General features: G+C 61.8%; 15 protein-coding genes. 5 read left to right on the top strand and 10 right to left on the bottom strand.

All coding sequences use genetic code 11. The features are described 5' to 3' along the window. Positions 1–109 precede the first annotated feature (109 nt). Complete coding sequence (locus tag PAN31117_RS23570; protein ID WP_150740350.1) at positions 110–1,387, bottom strand: MFS transporter; 1,278 nt, start codon at positions 1,385–1,387, stop codon at positions 110–112. Between the two features lie 131 nt (positions 1,388–1,518). On the opposite strand from PAN31117_RS23570, the gene PAN31117_RS23565 reads away from it, so the two are divergent. Next, positions 1,519–2,439: a LysR substrate-binding domain-containing protein gene (locus PAN31117_RS23565; RefSeq protein ID WP_150740349.1), complete on the top strand. Its 921-nt coding sequence runs from the start codon at positions 1,519–1,521 to the stop codon at positions 2,437–2,439. Between the two features lie 27 nt (positions 2,440–2,466). Here PAN31117_RS23565 and PAN31117_RS23560 read toward each other — a convergent pair whose 3' ends face one another. From PAN31117_RS23560 to PAN31117_RS23525, 8 genes are all read right to left on the bottom strand, one after another. Beyond that, positions 2,467–2,919 carry a CopD family protein gene (locus tag PAN31117_RS23560; protein WP_150740348.1) on the bottom strand — a complete coding sequence of 151 codons (453 nt, stop codon included), beginning with the start codon at positions 2,917–2,919 and terminating at the stop codon, positions 2,467–2,469. A gap of 11 nt (positions 2,920–2,930) precedes the next feature. Further along, the gene (gene parC, locus PAN31117_RS23555; RefSeq protein ID WP_150740347.1) at positions 2,931–5,267 is read right to left on the bottom strand and encodes a DNA topoisomerase IV subunit A; all 2,337 of its coding nucleotides are present in this window, start codon (positions 5,265–5,267) and stop codon (positions 2,931–2,933) included. A gap of 254 nt (positions 5,268–5,521) precedes the next feature. Beyond that, a complete protein-coding gene (locus tag PAN31117_RS23550; RefSeq protein ID WP_150740346.1) occupies positions 5,522–6,469 on the bottom strand; it encodes a lytic transglycosylase domain-containing protein in 948 nt (315 codons plus the stop codon). Beyond that, positions 6,450–6,857, bottom strand: a complete 408-nt coding sequence (locus PAN31117_RS23545; RefSeq protein WP_150740399.1) for a DUF4399 domain-containing protein — start codon at positions 6,855–6,857, stop codon at positions 6,450–6,452. Before PAN31117_RS23545 ends, PAN31117_RS23550 begins: the two co-directional genes overlap by 20 nt. Positions 6,858–7,020: 163 nt before the next feature. Continuing rightward, positions 7,021–9,000: a DNA topoisomerase IV subunit B gene (locus tag PAN31117_RS23540; RefSeq protein ID WP_150740345.1), complete on the bottom strand. Its 1,980-nt coding sequence runs from the start codon at positions 8,998–9,000 to the stop codon at positions 7,021–7,023. A 303-nt stretch (positions 9,001–9,303) separates the two neighbouring features. After that, a complete protein-coding gene (locus PAN31117_RS23535; protein ID WP_150740344.1) occupies positions 9,304–11,235 on the bottom strand; it encodes an ATP-binding cassette domain-containing protein in 1,932 nt (643 codons plus the stop codon). Positions 11,236–11,361: 126 nt separating this feature from the next. Beyond that, the gene (locus tag PAN31117_RS23530) at positions 11,362–11,841 is read right to left on the bottom strand and encodes a GNAT family N-acetyltransferase (RefSeq protein WP_150740343.1); all 480 of its coding nucleotides are present in this window, start codon (positions 11,839–11,841) and stop codon (positions 11,362–11,364) included. Positions 11,842–11,971: 130 nt separating this feature from the next. Further along, positions 11,972–12,205 carry a hypothetical protein gene (locus tag PAN31117_RS23525; RefSeq protein ID WP_150740342.1) on the bottom strand — a complete coding sequence of 78 codons (234 nt, stop codon included), beginning with the start codon at positions 12,203–12,205 and terminating at the stop codon, positions 11,972–11,974. A gap of 146 nt (positions 12,206–12,351) precedes the next feature. On the opposite strand from PAN31117_RS23525, the gene PAN31117_RS27250 reads away from it, so the two are divergent. Then, positions 12,352–12,507: a hypothetical protein gene (locus PAN31117_RS27250; RefSeq protein ID WP_174991090.1), complete on the top strand. Its 156-nt coding sequence runs from the start codon at positions 12,352–12,354 to the stop codon at positions 12,505–12,507. Positions 12,508–12,824: 317 nt separating this feature from the next. Here PAN31117_RS27250 and PAN31117_RS23520 read toward each other — a convergent pair whose 3' ends face one another. Beyond that, positions 12,825–13,340, bottom strand: coding sequence for a hypothetical protein (locus PAN31117_RS23520; protein WP_039399390.1), 516 nt, complete (start codon positions 13,338–13,340; stop codon positions 12,825–12,827). 192 nt (positions 13,341–13,532) lie between these two features. Here PAN31117_RS23520 and PAN31117_RS23515 point away from each other — a divergent pair, with 192 nt between their 5' ends. The 3 genes from PAN31117_RS23515 (at position 13,533) to PAN31117_RS23505 (ending at position 16,814) form a co-directional block, all read left to right on the top strand. Then, positions 13,533–13,733 carry a hypothetical protein gene (locus tag PAN31117_RS23515; protein ID WP_150664765.1) on the top strand — a complete coding sequence of 67 codons (201 nt, stop codon included), beginning with the start codon at positions 13,533–13,535 and terminating at the stop codon, positions 13,731–13,733. A 150-nt stretch (positions 13,734–13,883) separates the two neighbouring features. Continuing rightward, a complete protein-coding gene (locus tag PAN31117_RS23510) occupies positions 13,884–15,602 on the top strand; it encodes a glutamine--tRNA ligase/YqeY domain fusion protein (protein ID WP_150740341.1) in 1,719 nt (572 codons plus the stop codon). Positions 15,603–15,782: 180 nt separating this feature from the next. Beyond that, entirely contained in the window at positions 15,783–16,814 is a 1,032-nt protein-coding gene (locus PAN31117_RS23505) for an urea transporter (RefSeq protein WP_150740340.1), read from the top strand. Positions 16,815–16,976 lie beyond the last annotated feature (162 nt).

The following is a 16,976-nucleotide window of genomic DNA, read 5'->3' as shown; positions in this document are numbered from 1 at the left end:
TGGTGCAAATTGCGGCCTAGCCGACGTTCGCGGTCACTTGCGTCGAAAACGACAACAGCCACCCGAGGGTGGCTGTTGTTTTTTGGGGATGCGGGTGAAACGAAATCGGCTAAGCGACGGCGGATGGCTTGCCGTTGCCGTACGCGCGGCGCATGGCAATCGCCACGCCCAGCGACAGCACCACGGCCACCGACAGCAACGCGACCACGCCATGCCAGCCATGCGACTTCAGCATGACGCCCGAGAAGCTGCCCAGTAGGCTAGACCCCAGATAGTAGAAGAACAGGTACAACGCGGACGCTATCGCCCGCCCTTCTGTAGCACGTCGCCCGACCCAGCTACTGGCCACGGTGTGCGCACCGAAGAAGCCGAACGTGAAGATCGCCAGACCGATCACCACCCCGGACACTTGCGACGCGAGCATCGCGAATAGCCCCACCATCGCCAGTGCAACGAGCGCCCACAATAGACGGGGGCGTCCCACGCGATCCGACAGCGGCCCTGCGATGAACGAACCCACGACGCCGATCAGGTACATCGTGAAAATCGCGCCGATGGCCGCATGCGGCAGATGAAACGGCGGCGCCGACAAGTAGAACCCGAGATAGTTGTAGACGCTGACGAAACTGCCCATCATCAGGCCCGCGAAAAGGTACAGACCGAGCAACGCCGGGTCACTCAGATGTCGGCGTGCATGCCCGAGCGCTTCGCGCACCGTCATATGACGCGGGGTAAAGCGACGCGAATGCGGCAGGCTCCGGGCAAACTCAAGGCCCATGGCGAGGCAGACGAGCCCGATCAAACCCACCGACACGCGCCACGAGAACATGTCAGCAACAAACGCCGCCATCACTCGACCGGCCATCCCGCCAAGGATGTTGCCGCCAATATAGAGCCCCATCGACATGCCGAGCGAGCGCTGATCGATTTCCTCGCTCAGATACGCCATGGCGATTGCCGGTAGTCCGGACAAGGCCAGCCCCTTGAGCGCCGCCAGAATCACGATGGTCTCGAAGTTCGTCGAGAATGCGCTGGCCAGCGTCAGGACGGAAGAACTGAGCAACGCAATCGTCATCATCCGCTTACGGCTCACGCGATCGGCCGCGACACACGTCACGAGCAAACCGAGCGCCATCATCATCGTGGCCGCAGATACGGACCAACTGGCCTGCGCCGGGCTAATGCCGAACGTGGTCGTCAGCAAGGGCAGCAGCGATTGCATGCAGTAAAGCTGTGCGAACGTCGAAAAACCACCGAAGAACAGGGCGCGGCTGATGACGGCGTATTCGCGCGTGCCGCGCGCAACGCCCGCCGGTAGCTTCGGGGCAGACGCACTAGCGGCGGACGCACCGCGGGAAGACAAAGGTAGGGAGTTGGTTGATGCCATGACGCTGGCTCGCCTCGCGCGAACCAAGGGTGAAATGTATAGGACGAATGATAGGTTTGCCGTTACCTCGCGTCCAATATATATTTAAGCCTTATTTCCATATATAAAACAGATCAATCTAGGACTGAGGAATGGAACTGCGTCACCTTCGCTACTTCGTGACTGTCGCCGAGGAACTGCATTTCAGCCGGGCCGCGCAGCGCCTTAACATCGGGCAGCCACCGCTGTCGATGCAGATCCGCGCGCTTGAGGATGAATTGGGCGTGCCGCTCTTCGAGCGCTCGCAACGACGCGTCTTTCTGACACCGGCCGGACGCGCGTTTCTTGTGCGTGCACGCCAGATTCTTGCCGATGCCGAAGCAGCTCGTCTCGAAGTGCAGCAAATCGCCGGGCTCGATGCCGGGGAGTTGCGGATCGCGTTCACGACCTCGGCGCCCATGACTAACCTGATGAAACGCGTACTGACGACCTACCGTCAGCGTTATCCGCGCGTGACGCTGACGCTCAGTGAGGCACCGTCGGAACACCAACGGGAAGCCCTCATCGAACGGACGCTGGACATCGGTTTACTCCGTCAGGCAGAGAACGCGCCACCGGTGACGGGACTCAGTTTCGAGACGTTGATCGACGAGGCGCTGGTCGTCGTTCTACATCAGGGGCATGCGCTGGCAAAGCACGCCAGCGTGTCGATTGCCGATCTGGCCAACGAAGCGTTCATCATGCATCCCAACGGCGTGGGTACGGCGGTCGATGGGCAGATTCGGAGGATGTGCGAGCGCGCGGGTTTTACTCCGCGTGTCGTTCAGGAGGCGCGCGAGTCGACGACCATCGTCGCCCTCGCGGCAAGTGGATTGGGCGTTGCCGTGCTACCAGCCGCCGTGCGGTGCATTCAGATCGAAGGCGCGCATTTCATGGACTTCAGCGAACCGGATGCGCACTCTGCGCTGCTACTTGGCAAGCGCCGCGACGACAACAGCCCGCTCGTGCAAGCGTTCGTCGCCCTGTGTCATGAGGTGGCCGGGACCGTCAACGACGAAACCCGGCCAATGTGAGTCGCTGCGATCACACGATCACAGCTGTCAGCCGCGAAGCGATGCTGCCAGTCCGATCACAACGATCCCCAGCACGAGATTCAGAATCACGAGACGACGAATACCGTTGACGGCCGCCGCGCCGTCCGGCCACGACTGCGCCTGCACCGCCCGTTGCAAACGCGGGAACAGTCCAAAGCGAATGTGACCGAAGACGAGCATCATCAGCACGCCGATCCCCGCCATAGCATGCACAGGCCAGCGGGCATGCAAACCGCCCATGCCCATCATCATGTGCCCGCCGGACAGCAGGATCAGCACGATGGCAACGCCCACCCACGTGAAGAACCGTGTGAGCGCCGCCTCCCACAACGGCAGACGCTGCTGCGGCGACAGCTCCGACGATGCAGGCCGCAGACATGCCAGCGCAAAAAACATCCCACCAATCCAGACGGCCACGCTGACCAGATGCAGGAACAGACTGAAGGCGTAAACGCTCATGTGGGACTCCGTCAGGATGCCTTCGGCGCGGCCGGCAACACCGGCTCGAGCGAACGCGGTTTGAACGTCGCAAACTTCACATTCGGCAAGCGACCCTTGCGCGCACGCTTGCCGATATTCGGCGCGAGTGATGCGCCCGACAGCGTCTCGGACTGAATCTTGCCGCCGCGTACTTCGCCGTACACCGTCACGCCTGCCTCACTGATCGGCACGGCCGACACCAGCGTCTGCTTGGCTTCGAGACCGATCAACGTCACGCCGCGTCCACCGCCCGTCAGCGCCTTCATTTCGTCCATGCCGAACACGAGCAGACGCCCGTCGCTCGACAGACACGCGACCGCACTGGCGCCTTGCCAGATCGGCGTCGGTGCGAGCGGCTCAGCCCCGTCGTCGATGGTCATGAACGACTTGCCTGCCTTCACACGGCTCACCATATCGCCGAGCTTGGTCGTGAAACCAAAGCCGGACGACGTCGCGAGCAGCAGCGGCTGGTCACCGGACGCCGCGTAGTAGTGCAGCAAGCGAGAACCCGACTCCAGTTCGATGAGCGACGTCAGCGGCACACCGTCGCCACGGCCGCCCGGCAACTGGGCCACGGCCACCGAATAAACGCGCCCGTTGCTACCCCACGCGATCAGCGGGTCGACGGTGCGGCATTCGAACGCGCCATACAAGGCGTCGCCCTGCTTGAACGAGAAACCTTGCGCGTCAAGTCCATGACCCTTGAGCGCACGCACCCAGCCCTTGGCCGACACCACGACCGTCACCGGCTCATCAACCACGCGGGCTTCCGCGACCGCACGCTTCTCTTCCTGAATCAGCGTGCGACGATCGTCGCCGAATTGCTTCGCGTCGGTCTCGATTTCCCTGATGATCAGACGCTTCATCGTGCTTTCGTTGGCGAGCAGATCTTCGAGCTTTGCCTTCTCGTCGCGCAACGACGTCAGTTCCTGCTCGATCTTGATCGCTTCCAGACGCGCCAACTGACGCAGACGAATTTCCAGAATGTCTTCTGCCTGCCGCTCGCTCAGCTTGAACGCGCTCATTAGCGCGGCCTTCGGCTCGTCGGACTCGCGAATGATGCGAATGACTTCGTCGATATTCAGGAAGACGATCATCCGGCCTTCGAGAATATGGATACGGTCGTCGACCTTGCCCAGACGGTGACGCGTGCGACGCGTGACCGTCTCGAAACGGAAGCCGATCCACTCGGTGATGATGTCGCGCAGCGACTTCTGGCCCGGACGGCCGTCGGCGCCCACCATCACGAGGTTCACCGATGCGCTCGACTCCAGGCTCGTATGCGCGAGCAGCATCGTGATGAATTCCTGCTGATCGATGCGGCTCGACTTCGGTTCGAACACCAGACGCACGGGTGCGTCTTTACCGGACTCGTCGCGCACGGCGTCGAGCATGGCCAGCATCGACTGCTTGAGGTTCTGTTGCTCAGGCGTGAGCGACTTCTTGCCGAGTTTGACCTTCGGGTTGGTCAGCTCCTCAATTTCTTCGAGTACCTTCTGGCCCGACGTATTCGGCGGCAGTTCATACACCACCGCCTGCCACTGGCCGCGCGCCATTTCTTCGATCTTCCAGCGCGCGCGCATCTTGAGGCTGCCGCGTCCGCTCTCATACGCGGCGCGAATCTCGGCTGCGCTTGAAATCAGTTGCCCGCCGCCGGGGAAATCCGGTCCCTGCACGTGAGTCATCAACTCAGCGTCGTCCATCTTGGGATTGCGGATCAACGCCACAGCCGCCGAAGCCACCTCGCGCAGGTTGTGCGACGGAATTTCCGTCGCGAGACCTACGGCAATGCCCGACGCGCCGTTGAGCAATACGAACGGCAAGCGCGCCGGCAGCAGACGCGGCTCTTCGGTCGAACCATCGTAGTTCGGCACGAAGTCGACGGTGCCTGCATCGATTTCATCAAGCAGCAGCTTGGCGATCGGCGTCAGACGGGCTTCTGTGTAACGCATGGCCGCAGCGCCGTCGCCGTCGCGCGAGCCGAAATTGCCCTGACCGTCGATGAGCGGATAGCGCATCGAGAAGTCCTGCGCGAGACGCACCAGCGCGTCGTACGCGGATTGGTCTCCGTGCGGGTGGAATTTGCCGAGCACGTCGCCGACGACGCGCGCCGACTTGACCGGCTTGGCATCGGCCGCAAGACCCATTTCGTTCATCGCGAACAGAATGCGGCGCTGCACCGGCTTCTGGCCGTCGCAGACGTCAGGTAGTGCCCGGCCCTTGACCACGCTGATCGCGTAGTCCAAATAAGCGCGCTCGGCATACGCGCCGAGCGTTAGCGTGTCGTCATCCGACGGTTGCGTAAAGAGATCTTCTACTTGTTCCATAAAACCTGTGGGTTTGCTGCGAACGTTTGACGAGAGTTCGGGTGGACGTTGACCGCGAGATCATACCAAGCTCACCGGCACATTTCGGCAAAAACGCGTCCGAATGGCAAAGCGAGACGTGATTTCGGAGCGACGGCTGTCGAAATTGCCGGAACTCCGTACGGATTTCGGAGAATTCTGAGCCGACCACCGGAAGACACGCGGGACTTCGGAGGCGATTCCGAAGACGCCGCCAAGCGGCGTTAGCCGATGCCTCAGTCCGTAGCGGGCGGCGAGGACAGTGTCGACGCAGCCGAATCACGCATCGACGCGTTCGGCATGGTAGCAGGCACGACAGGCAGGCCCTGCGGCGCGCCCAGAATGACGTGAATGCGGCCGTCGCGCGATCCGTTGACGCGCGCGTTGCCAATCCTCCCGCCGCCCCCGCTCGCGCGGATCACACCATTACCCGGCGTGGCGTCGCCCCCCTCCGGGTTGAAGCGTCGATAGAGTTCAAGCACGGCAGCGACGTAATCGCGCGTCTCTGCATATGGCGGAATCTGGTCGGCGTGACGTGCCACGGCCCCCTCACCCGCGTTATACGAGGCGAGCACCAGTTCGAGACGATCAGGATAACGCGCTTGCAGATCACGCAGATAACGGGCACCTGTCAGCACATTGGTGCGCGGATCGGTGAGTTTGTCGGCGACGGTGCGGCGCGCATCGGCCCGCAAGCCGTAACGCTCCCCGGTCGTCGGCAGCACCTGCATCAGACCGACCGCTCCTTTGGGCGATACCGCATCACTATCGAACCCCGACTCGGCCGCGATGACCGCTTTGAGCAAGGCAGCATCGACATGAAACTTCTGCGCTGCCTGCGTGATGACGGGTGCGAGTTTTTTCAGATTTGGATGTCGGGCCAGTGCATCGTACAGACGCGAGCGGTCTGCACCGGTGACGACCGCACCCTGCTGCTGCGCGCGCAGGTCGACGTTGCCACCATTACCCACCACGAGCCGATAGCGGCCATCGAGCTTGCGTGCCGCGAGATGCGCGACACCGTTCTCGTCGACGTAGCCGTAGAGTTCGGCGTGCGCGAGAGGTGTCGCGACAAGCAGCGCGGCTGCCAGCGCAGGCCCTGCGAGTTGCCGCAGAGAGAACTTTCGGCGCAGCGCCTGGAGGCATTGCACCGTAGAAACTAGATTATTGCTGACCTTTGACATGCACCTTGATCGTCTGGCTCATGGCCGGACCGTACGAGCGATGGGCACCGTCGGCAAATTGCATCGTCAACGTGTGATCGCCCGGCGTCAGATTGACGCTCGTTTCGGTCTGACCTTTGCCGAAATGCAGGTGGCTGTCGTCGGTAGGAACGACCTGACCTGCCGGAATCGAATCGCCGTCGATGATGAGATGGTGATGACCGGTATTGGGCGACACCTCGCCTGCCGGTTTGATCGCCATGCCTTCGACGCCGAACTGGACCTTTACCGGATTGGACACCGTTGCGCCGTCCGCAGGGGCAACGAAGAAGACGCGCGGCTGGGCCGACTGTGCCAATACGGTAGCGCTTGCACTGGCAAGCAACATCGGCACGAAAATGCAACGCATAGAACGCAACATAACGCGACTCCCGGAAGGGTGAAGGAGGGATTATCCCACTATGTGAGCGCTCACGCTGGTTTGCCCTGCGTGAGCGCGACTTCGCTACAGCTTCAAGTGCTGCACCTGCAATGCCGACGCCGTGCCTACCGTCCTTCCTGTGAGGTCAGGCTCAGATGTCGGCTTCCACTTCGTTGCCCTTGGCTTCAAGCCAGCTACGGCGCTGCGCCGCCTCGCCCTTGCCCATGAGCATGTTCATGCGTGCCACGGTCGTGTCGAAATCCAGATGGCCGAGCGCCACCGGGCTCAGACGCCGCGTGTCGGGATTCATCGTCGTTTCCCAAAGCTGTCCGGCACTCATTTCGCCCAGGCCCTTGAAGCGGCTGATGGACCATGCGGTTTCGCGCACGCCGTCCTTGCGCAGCTTGTCGAGAATGGCTTCGAGTTCGCCTTCGTCCAGCGCGTATAGCTTCTGAGCCGGCTTCTTGCCGCGCGCAGGCGCATCGACGCGATACAGCGGCGGACGCGCCACGTACACGTGCCCCGTAGCGATGAGTTGCGGGAAGTGACGGAAGAACAACGTCAGCAACAGCACCTGAATGTGCGAACCGTCAACGTCGGCATCGGAGAGGATACAGATCTTGCCGTAACGCAGATTGGATAGATCGGGCGTGTCGTTCGCACCGTGCGGGTCGACGCCGATCGCCACCGCGATGTCGTGCACTTCATTGTTGGCGAACAGGCGATCGCGCTCGGTCTCCCACGTATTGAGGACCTTGCCGCGCAGCGGCAGAATCGCCTGAAACTCCTTGTCGCGGCCCATCTTCGCCGAGCCGCCCGCCGAGTCGCCCTCGACCAGGAACAGTTCGTTGCGGGTGATGTCTTCGGTCTCGCAATCGGTCAGCTTGCCCGGCAAAACGGCCACGCCCGAACTCTTCTTCTTTTCAATCTTCTGGCCGGCACGGGTACGGGCCTGTGCCTGACGAATCACAAGCTCGGCGAGCTTCTTGCCATGCTCGACGTGATGGTTGAGCCACAGCTCCAGCGCAGGGCGCGTGAACGACGACACGAGTCGCACGGCGTCGCGACTGTTCAGACGCTCCTTGATCTGCCCCTGGAACTGCGGATCGAGCACCTTCGCGGAGAGCACAAACGACACGCGAGAGAACACATCTTCGGGCAGCAACTTCACGCCCTTGGGCTGAAGGTTGTGCAACTCGATGAAGCCGCGCACCGCCTGGAACAAGCCTTCACGCAGCCCCGATTCGTGGGTGCCGCCGGCGGGCGTGGGAATCAGGTTGACGTAGGACTCGCGGACCTGCGCGCCATCTTCCGTCCAGGCCACAACCCACGCAGCGCCTTCGCCTTCGGCGAAGCTGTCTTCATCGCCCTCGGCAAAGCGCTCGCCCTCGAAGAGCGGAATCAGCGGCTCTGCACCGCCCAGCGATTCGACGAGATAGCCACGCAGGCCGTGCTCATAGAACCACGTCTGTTCTTCGCCGTTCTTTTCCTGACGCAGCGTGACGCGCACGCCCGGCAGCAACACCGCCTTCGAGCGCAGCAGACGTTGCAGCTCACCCAGCGGCAACGCCGGGCTGTCGAAGTACTTGGCATCCGGCCAGACGGTCACGCGCGTGCCGCTCTTCTTCTCGCCGCGTTGCGACGCACGCGAGTGAAGCGCCACGTTGACGTTGCCGCCGTCAGCGAATTCGAGTTCCGAGACCTGACCGTCGCGCCAGACGGTCACGGCCAGCCGGGTCGCCAGGGCGTTCGTCACCGACACGCCAACGCCGTGCAAGCCACCGGAGAAGGTATAGGCGCCGCCAGCGGCCTTATCGAACTTGCCGCCTGCGTGCAGGCGCGTGAACACGATTTCGACCACCGGCACACCCTCTTCCGGGTGAATGCCGACAGGAATGCCACGGCCGTCGTCCTCGACGCTGACCGAACCGTCCTTGTTCAGGGTGACGAGAATCTGCTTGCCGTAACCGCCCAGCGCTTCGTCCGAAGCGTTGTCGATGACTTCCTGAATGATGTGCAGCGGATTCTCGGTGCGGGTGTACATGCCCGGGCGCTGCTTGACCGGCTCAAGGCCCTTCAGGACCTTGATGGACGCTTCGCTGTACTGGGCAGGCGTATTTTTTTTCGACATAGCGTGACTGAATTGGGGTACGACGCCCGGCGCTTATCCACATTTCCTGTGGACAACCACGGGGAAAACCCATTAACACATGACAAAAGTGACGCCGGATCAACGACTTGTGTTGCGGCGCCCACATAATGGGCACTTCGGTTGCGCGCGATGCCTGCCGACGCACGGCAGGCCCATCGCGCCCGATGAATCGCGGCCTATTGTACTGTCACTCGCACTGCACCCGAATGACATGGACCATTGGCCCAATGAAACGCGGCCGGAAAACCGGCCGCCTACGACGTCGTTACAACGGGAGCGTGCTCACGCGTTCTCGCCGCGCTGCTTGGCTTCAAGCACTTCCCAGCGTTCGAGCGCTTCGAGCAATTCCAGTTCAATCGCCTCGAAACGTTCGGACAGCGCCGCACCCGCAGCCGGATCTTTCACAAAGATCGAACCGTCTTCGATCTTCGCCGCGGCGTCCTTCTGCTCGTTTTCCAGCGAGGCAATGCGCTCAGGCAATCCGTCCAGTTCACGCTGCTCCTTGTAGCTGAGCTTGACGGTACGGTTGGTGCCGCGCTTGGGCGCTGCCACCGATTCCTTCGGTGCTTCGTCCGCCGGTGCACGCTGCGCAGCGAGTGCCGCCGAGCGTTCGCTCTGTACTTGCCAGTCGGTGAAACCGCCCACGTATTCGCGCCAGTTGCCGTCGCCTTCGGCCGCAATCACCGATGTCACCACGTTGTCGAGGAACGTCCGGTCGTGGCTCACAAGGAACACGGTGCCGGAGTATTCCTCCAGCAGTTCTTCGAGCAGTTCGAGCGTCGGGATGTCGAGGTCGTTGGTCGGTTCGTCAAGCACCAGCACATTGGCCGGACGCGCAAACAAACGGGCCAGCAACAAACGATTTCGCTCGCCGCCCGACAGCGATTTCACCGGAGAGCGTGCGCGCTCGGGTGAGAAAAGGAAGTCGCCGAGATAGCTCATGACGTGCTTGCGCGCGCCATTGATTTCGATCCAGTCGCTGCCCGGGCTGATGGTATCGAGCAGACTGCGTTCGGGATCGAGCTGCGCGCGCATCTGATCGAAGTACGCGACCTGGAGGTTCGTGCCGACGCGAATTTGCCCGCTGTCCGGCGTGATTTCGCCAAGGATCAGCTTGAGCATCGTCGTCTTGCCCACGCCGTTCGGGCCGACCAGGCCGACCTTGTCGCCGCGCATGAGAGTCGCCGAGAAGTCACGCACGATAGTGCGTCCACCGTACGCCTTCGTCACGTTAGTGAGTTCGGCCACGATCTTGCCGGACTTCTCGGCCTGCGCCACGTCCATGCGCACGTTACCCTGCTGCTCACGACGTTCCGCGCGCTCGTTGCGCATCGTCTTCAGACGCTCGATACGTGACACGCTGCGCGTGCGGCGAGCCTCAACGCCCTTACGGATCCACACCTCTTCCTGCGCGAGCAGCTTGTCGAACTTCGCATTCTCTACGCGCTCGATTTCAAGCTGCTCGGCCTTGCGTTCCTGATACTGCGTGAAGTTTCCGGGATAGGAGAGCAAACGCCCGCGATCGAGTTCGACGATGCGTGTGGCCACGCGGTCGAGGAAGCTCCGATCGTGGGTGATGAACAGTAGCGCACCGCGATAGCCGACGAGTAATTCCTCGAGCCAGCGGATGGCGTCGAAATCGAGGTGGTTGGTCGGTTCGTCGAGGAGCAGCACGTCGGGTTTGGCAACCCATGCCTGTGCGAGCGAGACGCGTTTTTGCATCCCGCCGGACAGCGCACCCACACGCGCATGGCCGTCGAGTCCGAGCTGCGCGATCGTCGTCTCCACGCGAGTCTTCAGTTGCCACGCATCCGCGGCATCCAGCGACGATTGCAAGCTGTTCAGGCGGGCGAGCAGTTCGTCGTGTTCCGCGCCTTCCGGTGCCACCGACAACGCTTCTGCGGTGCGGTCGTACTCGGAGAGCAACACGTGCGAGTCGCCAAGGCCGAGCGCCACGGCATCGAACACGGATTGCTCGGGATCGAACTCGGGCTCCTGTTGCACGTAGACGGTGTGCAAACCGGCCTGACGAGCTACCAGGCCATCGTCAGGCGCGGTAATGCCCGCCACGATCTTGAGCAGCGAGGACTTACCGGCGCCATTGCGTCCGATAAGCCCGACGCGCTCACCGGCTTCGAGCGAAAAATCGGCATTGTCGAGCAATGCCAGGTGACCGAACGCCAATTGGGCGCCGGTGATGGAATACAAGGCCATGTGTCGGGAAACGCGTGAACTACGGTGGGAGATATTGTAGTGCCGGGCACGATGGCCCGGCCGATATTGCATTTTGCTGCTTCGCTCAGCGTACGATTGCGCGATCCGCAAACGCGCTGTCGGCCACTACTGCGGCTGCACTGCGGGGCGCACCATTTCGATGTGCATGATGCCGTCTTCGTCATACGGCTCACTCGCCTTGACGAAGCCGAACCCGCCATAAAACGCCTCGAGATGAGCCTGCGCGCCGATGCGCACCGCAGCGACCGGCCATTGCGCTTCGGCAATCGCCACCGCCCGCGCCAGCAGCTCGCGACCGAGACCAGTGCCCCGATGCGAAGCGGACGTGATCACGCGTCCGATCGACGCTTCGTCATAGGCCAACCCCGGCGGCAGAAGTCGCAAATACGCTGCGATTCGCAGGTCGCTTGCCGGCTTCGCGCTGTCGCGCACTTGCGCGACCAGATGCAGACTGTACGGATCGCGACCGTCGATGTCCTGATATGGGCACTTCTGCTCGACCACGAATACCGCGTTGCGTGCGGCGAGGATTCGGTAAAGCAGCGCGCTGCCCAGTTCATCGAACGACTTGCACATCCATTCCATTCCCGACTCTCCAGCCATTGCAGTGCGAAAGGCCGGACTATAGCACCGTCGCAAAGCGGCGATGCCAGCATCGCGCACATCAGATATGGGGAAAAATCGGGACGAGGGAATGTGGAAGCGACCGTAGACCTTATTGGTAGTAGACGATGCCCTGTTCAATATCCGCGCGAGCATTGCGCTCGGCGTCGTCGAGGGCGTTACCTTGCGTGGCAAAACCGTAGGCGCTCTGAACCTGATAGGCACCCACTTTTTCCATGCCGCGCTGTGTCGGGCGGTGAATCTCGTAGAACGCGTCCCAACGGGCGTTGTCTCGCTCGACTGCATGGACGCGGTACTGGAATTCTTGGTATTGCGATGTTTTCATTTTGTATCCTTCTTTACTGCAAAAAATTTGACTAATAACTATCCCTCTCGAATCGGCTTACGGTGATGAGAGTGCAATTTCGCACAAATGTTTCCGTGAAGTGCACGCAGCCTATCTGCCCAATATGACGGTAATGCGACATAAGCATGACTGACATACGACAGACGACGCTGCTGAACATCGCGCACGGCAAAAGACCGGGTGCGATCCGCCATGCGCACGAAAGGCGCATTTCGGGTGTTCTGTACGACTTCCTGTTTCGGGGATCGATGGCCAGCCGTTTTGTCGTAACGGCGGCGTGAACGTCTAAGCGTTCAAGGTGACATGTGTCGGCACATCGTGCGGCACATCTGTAGTGATTTTCGTGCCACACATTGGCTGATCGTACCGGACGGGTGTAACACCTGCCGGGCGCTTCATGCCACGGGAGACTGCCTTCAGCACTTCCGAAGATGACGGACACACGAATGCAGTTGGCGCATCATAACAGAAAAATCTGTTATTGGCACTAAAGTGAGTTCGCCTGACATATTGACGGGCCGACGGCGCAACGCGCGGGCCGCCACCGGTCAGGTCACTGCCCCGTCCCTCAAGGGTTTGCGGGGCATTCATGAAGCTCTCAGGCAGTCTCTGCGCGCTCCTCCATCTGACGCAGCACCCAGTACATATACCCCGCGAAGGCACCGAAGATGATGTGTCCCGCCAGCATCGTCCAGCCACGCGACTCGGTGAACCATGGGAACATCTGCGTCATGACGTAGAAATTGACGAGGTACACAACCAGTCCGAACACGCCACCGGCAATCGACACCGTGACGACATCCGAATCCAGCCGGAATGGCGCAATGATGGCCCCCAGGACCACGCCGAGCACGACACCGATGGCGGCATGCACCATCAGCGCCATGGCCACGATCGACACATCGAACGTTGCAGGCTGCGACAGGATGCCGGGGCCAAGCACGATGGCGGCCACCATGCGGGGTGGCACCCACGGGCTCTGCCCCGAGACGAGCAGCACCATGAGCATTTCGACGGCAGAAAAGAAAGCGCAGGCGACAAAGCCGGCGACGGCGGCCGCCGCCCAGTCCGGCGAGCGGTGCGTATAGCGATGCGAGCTGAGATGCAGTTCCATGACTTCCTCCCATGAGGGGGACCGAAGCGCGTTTGGCACAATTGGCGCAATTAGCCCCACCGGCGCAACCGGCAGTGTTTTCAGGATAGGACACAATCCGGGAACCGTTGGGAAGCCGGGCAACGCTCCCAGCCCGTCTGCCTATACTGCCGGTACGCCCTGCAATGGGTGGGGCGCTTCGGGAGACATCTCATGGCTAACTCGTCAGGCTTGCTTGCTCTGCTCGTCAGCATCGTGCTCATCGGCTTCCCCGTATGGCGGATTCTCACCCGGCTAGGCTTCTCCCCCTGGTTCACCGTGCTGGCGTTCATTCCGGTCGTAAACGTCGTCTCTCTGTGGCTTCTGTCGTACGCCAACTGGCCGATCCAGCGCAGCACGGTGCAGACGACCTGATCGAGGCCCTGCGCGGTCCCGGATCCATCGAATGTGAACCACGACGACCGGCATCACGGTGTGATGCCGCGTCGACGCCCGATCAGACGCTCGCCCGTGGTGCAATGCGGTACGGTAGAATATTCGCCAAACTCCGAACACTGGACAGGCATGAGCACAGAGCTGAACGCGGCATCCAATTTCATCCGCAACATCATTGACGACGACAACCGCTCGGGCAAATGGGGCCAGCGCGTGGAAACGCGCTTCCCGCCGGAGCCCAACGGCTATCTGCACATCGGTCACGCCAAGGCTATCTGCGTGAACTTCGGCATGGCGCGTGATTACGGTGGCGTGTGCCACCTGCGCTTTGACGACACCAATCCCGAGAAGGAAGAGACCGAATACGTCGACTCGATCATCGATATGGTCAAGTGGCTCGGCTTCAGCTATCAGACGCCGCAGAAGGAACACCTCTATTTCGCCAGCGACTACTTCGAGCAGCTTTATCAGGCTGCCGAGATCCTGATCCAGCGTGGCAGCGCCTACGTCGACAGCCAAAGCGCCGACGACATGCGCGCCAACCGCGGCACGCTTGTGGAGCCGGGTAAGGATTCGCCGTTCCGCAATCGCACGGTCGAGGAAAACCTGGACCTGTTCCGCCGCATGCGCGCGGGCGAATTCGCCGACGGCACGCACGTGCTGCGCGCGAAGATCGACATGGCATCGCCGAACATCAACCTGCGCGATCCGGCCATCTACCGTATCCGCCACGCACATCACCACCGCACGGGCGACGCATGGTGCATCTACCCGATGTACACGTACGCCCACCCGCTCGAAGACGCCATCGAGAACATCACGCACAGTCTCTGTACGCTGGAGTTCGAAGATCAGCGTCCGTTCTACGACTGGGTGCTCGGCGAGCTGGCTGACGCGGGCATGTTCTCGCGCCCCACGCCGCAGCAGATCGAATTCGCCCGTCTGCAACTGACGTACGCGATCACGAGCAAGCGCAAGCTGCGTCAACTGGTCGACGAAAAATACGTCGACGGCTGGGACGATCCGCGTATGCCGACGCTTGTCGGCCTGCGCCGCCGTGGCTTCACGCCCGAGAGCCTGCAATTGTTCTGCGACCGCATTGGCGTGGCCAAGTCGGCGTCGTGGATCGACATGAGCATTCTCGAGCAAGCCCTGCGCGACGACCTCGATCCGAAGGCCCCGCGCGCCACGGCCGTGCTCGATCCGCTCAAGCTCATCATCGATAACTATCCGGAAGGCCAGCAGGAAGACTGCCACGCCCCGGTGCACCCGCACTTTCCGGAGCGCGGCATGCGCACGTTCCCCATCTCGCGCGAGCTGTGGATCGAACGTGAGGACTTCCAGGCGGAGCCGGTCAAGGGCTTCTTCCGTCTGTTCCCGGGTAACAAGGTGCGCCTGCGCTATGGTTATGTCGTGGAGTGCACCGGCTTCGACACGGATGCAGACGGCAACGTCACGGCCGTGCATTGCAACTACTTCGAAGACAGCCGTTCGGGCACGCCGGGCGCAGACAACTATAAGGTCAAGGGCAACATCCACTGGGTCAGTGCGTCGCACGCGCTGGCGGCGGAAGTGCGCATCTACGACCGTCTGTTCCTCGATCCGAATCCGGACGCTGGCGAAAAGAACTTCCTCGACGCCCTCAACCCGAACGCCAAGCGCGTGACGCAGGCCTATGTCGAACCGGGCATGCTGAGCTTTGCGCCGGACGACCGCGTGCAGTTCGAGCGTCACGGCTATTTCGTGGCCGATCGTCACGATTCGGCCCCGGGCAAACCGGTGTTCAACCGTATCGTCTCGCTCAAGGACAGCTGGGCAGTGAAGCCAGCCAAGGGCAGCGGCAAGTAAGCCACTCTCCCGTCGTCCGCAAAAGCCCGCGCCATCAAGCGCGGGCTTTTTGCATTCCGGCGGCCAACGGGTCAAGGCGTCCCTCAGCTCGTCGAAATCTGCAATACCGACTATAACGAGACGGCGCGCCTGGCCATCGGGGTTCGGCGTAACCTCCCGCCCTAGGCTCAGCGCCGCGCTATGTCTGCCATGTCCTCGATGACGCGACGGACAGTGGTCAATCGCGCGCTGGTCATCCGCCTCGCCCGACCCATCGTCACCCTCATGTCCCTGCCTCGTCCATCGTCCGTTCCGGCATCGCCTTCTTCGATGACCACGCCCTCATCTATCGCCCAACAGCATCGGTTGATCAGCGAACTGCGTGGAACGATGGCCAACTTTGCTCAAATCTATTTCATTCCATCGGCCGGGATCGGTGCTTTGCTGCTGGCAGTACTGGCCCTCTCGGATCCGGCCGCCGCCGTGACCGGACTGACTGCCAGCGTCACGGCATCCGGGGTCGCCATCGCAATGCGCTTACCACATGCGCAACGTCACGCAGGCTTGTTCGGCTACAACGGCGCGCTGACGGGGATTGCATTTGGCGCCCTGTGGCAGCCGGATGCGATATTTGCCGCATGGCTGGTCGTTTGTGTCGCCCTGACGGTTATGGCAACGGCCGCCCTCGCCCGACGCCAACTTCCCGCGCTGACGGGGCCGTTCGTCGCTGTCATGGCCCTTTCGTGGGCCATGTTGCCGTGGCTCGAACTCTCGCCGCGGATAGGTACGCTCGCTTGCGATGTGGGCTCACCGGGCTTCGTGTTCTGCTCCGTGGGACAGGTCGTCTTCGTTGCACCGCTGGTGCTGGGCTTGCTGACCTGGTACTTGCTGGCGCTCTGGAATGCCCGCGCGACCGTGTGGGCGCTAGCTGCCGGGGCGGCGGTCTGGGCGATTTTTGTCGTACTGGCTTCGCGTTGGCCGTCGATGGCGGCTCAGGCAGGCGGTGTCGGCATCAACGCTTTCCTCGCCGCGCTGGGTCTTGGCGTTTTCGGACGCCGCCCCGCAATGCGGCTTGCCGGAGCCGCGCTCGCGGCAGTGATTTGCGTGATTCTGGGCGGTTGGCTAACCCCGCGCGGATGGCCGTATTTCACGCTGCCGTTCAATCTGGCCGTGTGGATCGTGCTATGTGTAACGGCCAAGGATCGGCAAGGTCGACGCGCAGGCGACGCATAAAAAAATACCCGGAACGCTGCCGTTCCGGGTACTCGCTCAACGCGAACCCCGTGGTTCGAAGCTGCCGTCTGTGCGGCGAAGGATTTTATCCAAGCTTCCCCGTGTGGTTTTGGCCTGCCCTTGCTCATTTCAGAGCATTTTGAGCACATCGCTATTGTTTTA

It is taken from the genome of Pandoraea anapnoica, assembly GCF_902459765.1.
In the GTDB taxonomy this organism is placed as follows: domain Bacteria; phylum Pseudomonadota; class Gammaproteobacteria; order Burkholderiales; family Burkholderiaceae; genus Pandoraea; species Pandoraea anapnoica.
This window is presented reverse-complemented; position numbering and strand designations above follow the sequence as displayed.

Excerpts from the sequence above, each read along its gene's own strand:
- PAN31117_RS23570 (WP_150740350.1), bottom strand. The coding sequence starts at position 1,387 with ATGGCATCAACCAACTCCCTACCTTTGTCTTCCCGCGGTGCGTCCGCC.
- PAN31117_RS23565 (WP_150740349.1), top strand. The coding sequence starts at position 1,519 with ATGGAACTGCGTCACCTTCGCTACTTCGTGACTGTCGCCGAGGAACTG.
- PAN31117_RS23560 (WP_150740348.1), bottom strand. The coding sequence starts at position 2,919 with ATGAGCGTTTACGCCTTCAGTCTGTTCCTGCATCTGGTCAGCGTGGCC.
- parC (WP_150740347.1), bottom strand. The coding sequence starts at position 5,267 with ATGGAACAAGTAGAAGATCTCTTTACGCAACCGTCGGATGACGACACG.
- PAN31117_RS23550 (WP_150740346.1), bottom strand. The coding sequence starts at position 6,469 with ATGTCAAAGGTCAGCAATAATCTAGTTTCTACGGTGCAATGCCTCCAG.
- PAN31117_RS23545 (WP_150740399.1), bottom strand. The coding sequence starts at position 6,857 with ATGCGTTGCATTTTCGTGCCGATGTTGCTTGCCAGTGCAAGCGCTACC.
- PAN31117_RS23540 (WP_150740345.1), bottom strand. The coding sequence starts at position 9,000 with ATGTCGAAAAAAAATACGCCTGCCCAGTACAGCGAAGCGTCCATCAAG.
- PAN31117_RS23535 (WP_150740344.1), bottom strand. The coding sequence starts at position 11,235 with ATGGCCTTGTATTCCATCACCGGCGCCCAATTGGCGTTCGGTCACCTG.
- PAN31117_RS23530 (WP_150740343.1), bottom strand. The coding sequence starts at position 11,841 with ATGGAATGGATGTGCAAGTCGTTCGATGAACTGGGCAGCGCGCTGCTT.
- PAN31117_RS23525 (WP_150740342.1), bottom strand. The coding sequence starts at position 12,205 with ATGAAAACATCGCAATACCAAGAATTCCAGTACCGCGTCCATGCAGTC.
- PAN31117_RS27250 (WP_174991090.1), top strand. The coding sequence starts at position 12,352 with ATGACTGACATACGACAGACGACGCTGCTGAACATCGCGCACGGCAAA.
- PAN31117_RS23520 (WP_039399390.1), bottom strand. The coding sequence starts at position 13,340 with ATGGAACTGCATCTCAGCTCGCATCGCTATACGCACCGCTCGCCGGAC.
- PAN31117_RS23515 (WP_150664765.1), top strand. The coding sequence starts at position 13,533 with ATGGCTAACTCGTCAGGCTTGCTTGCTCTGCTCGTCAGCATCGTGCTC.
- PAN31117_RS23510 (WP_150740341.1), top strand. The coding sequence starts at position 13,884 with ATGAGCACAGAGCTGAACGCGGCATCCAATTTCATCCGCAACATCATT.
- PAN31117_RS23505 (WP_150740340.1), top strand. The coding sequence starts at position 15,783 with ATGTCTGCCATGTCCTCGATGACGCGACGGACAGTGGTCAATCGCGCG.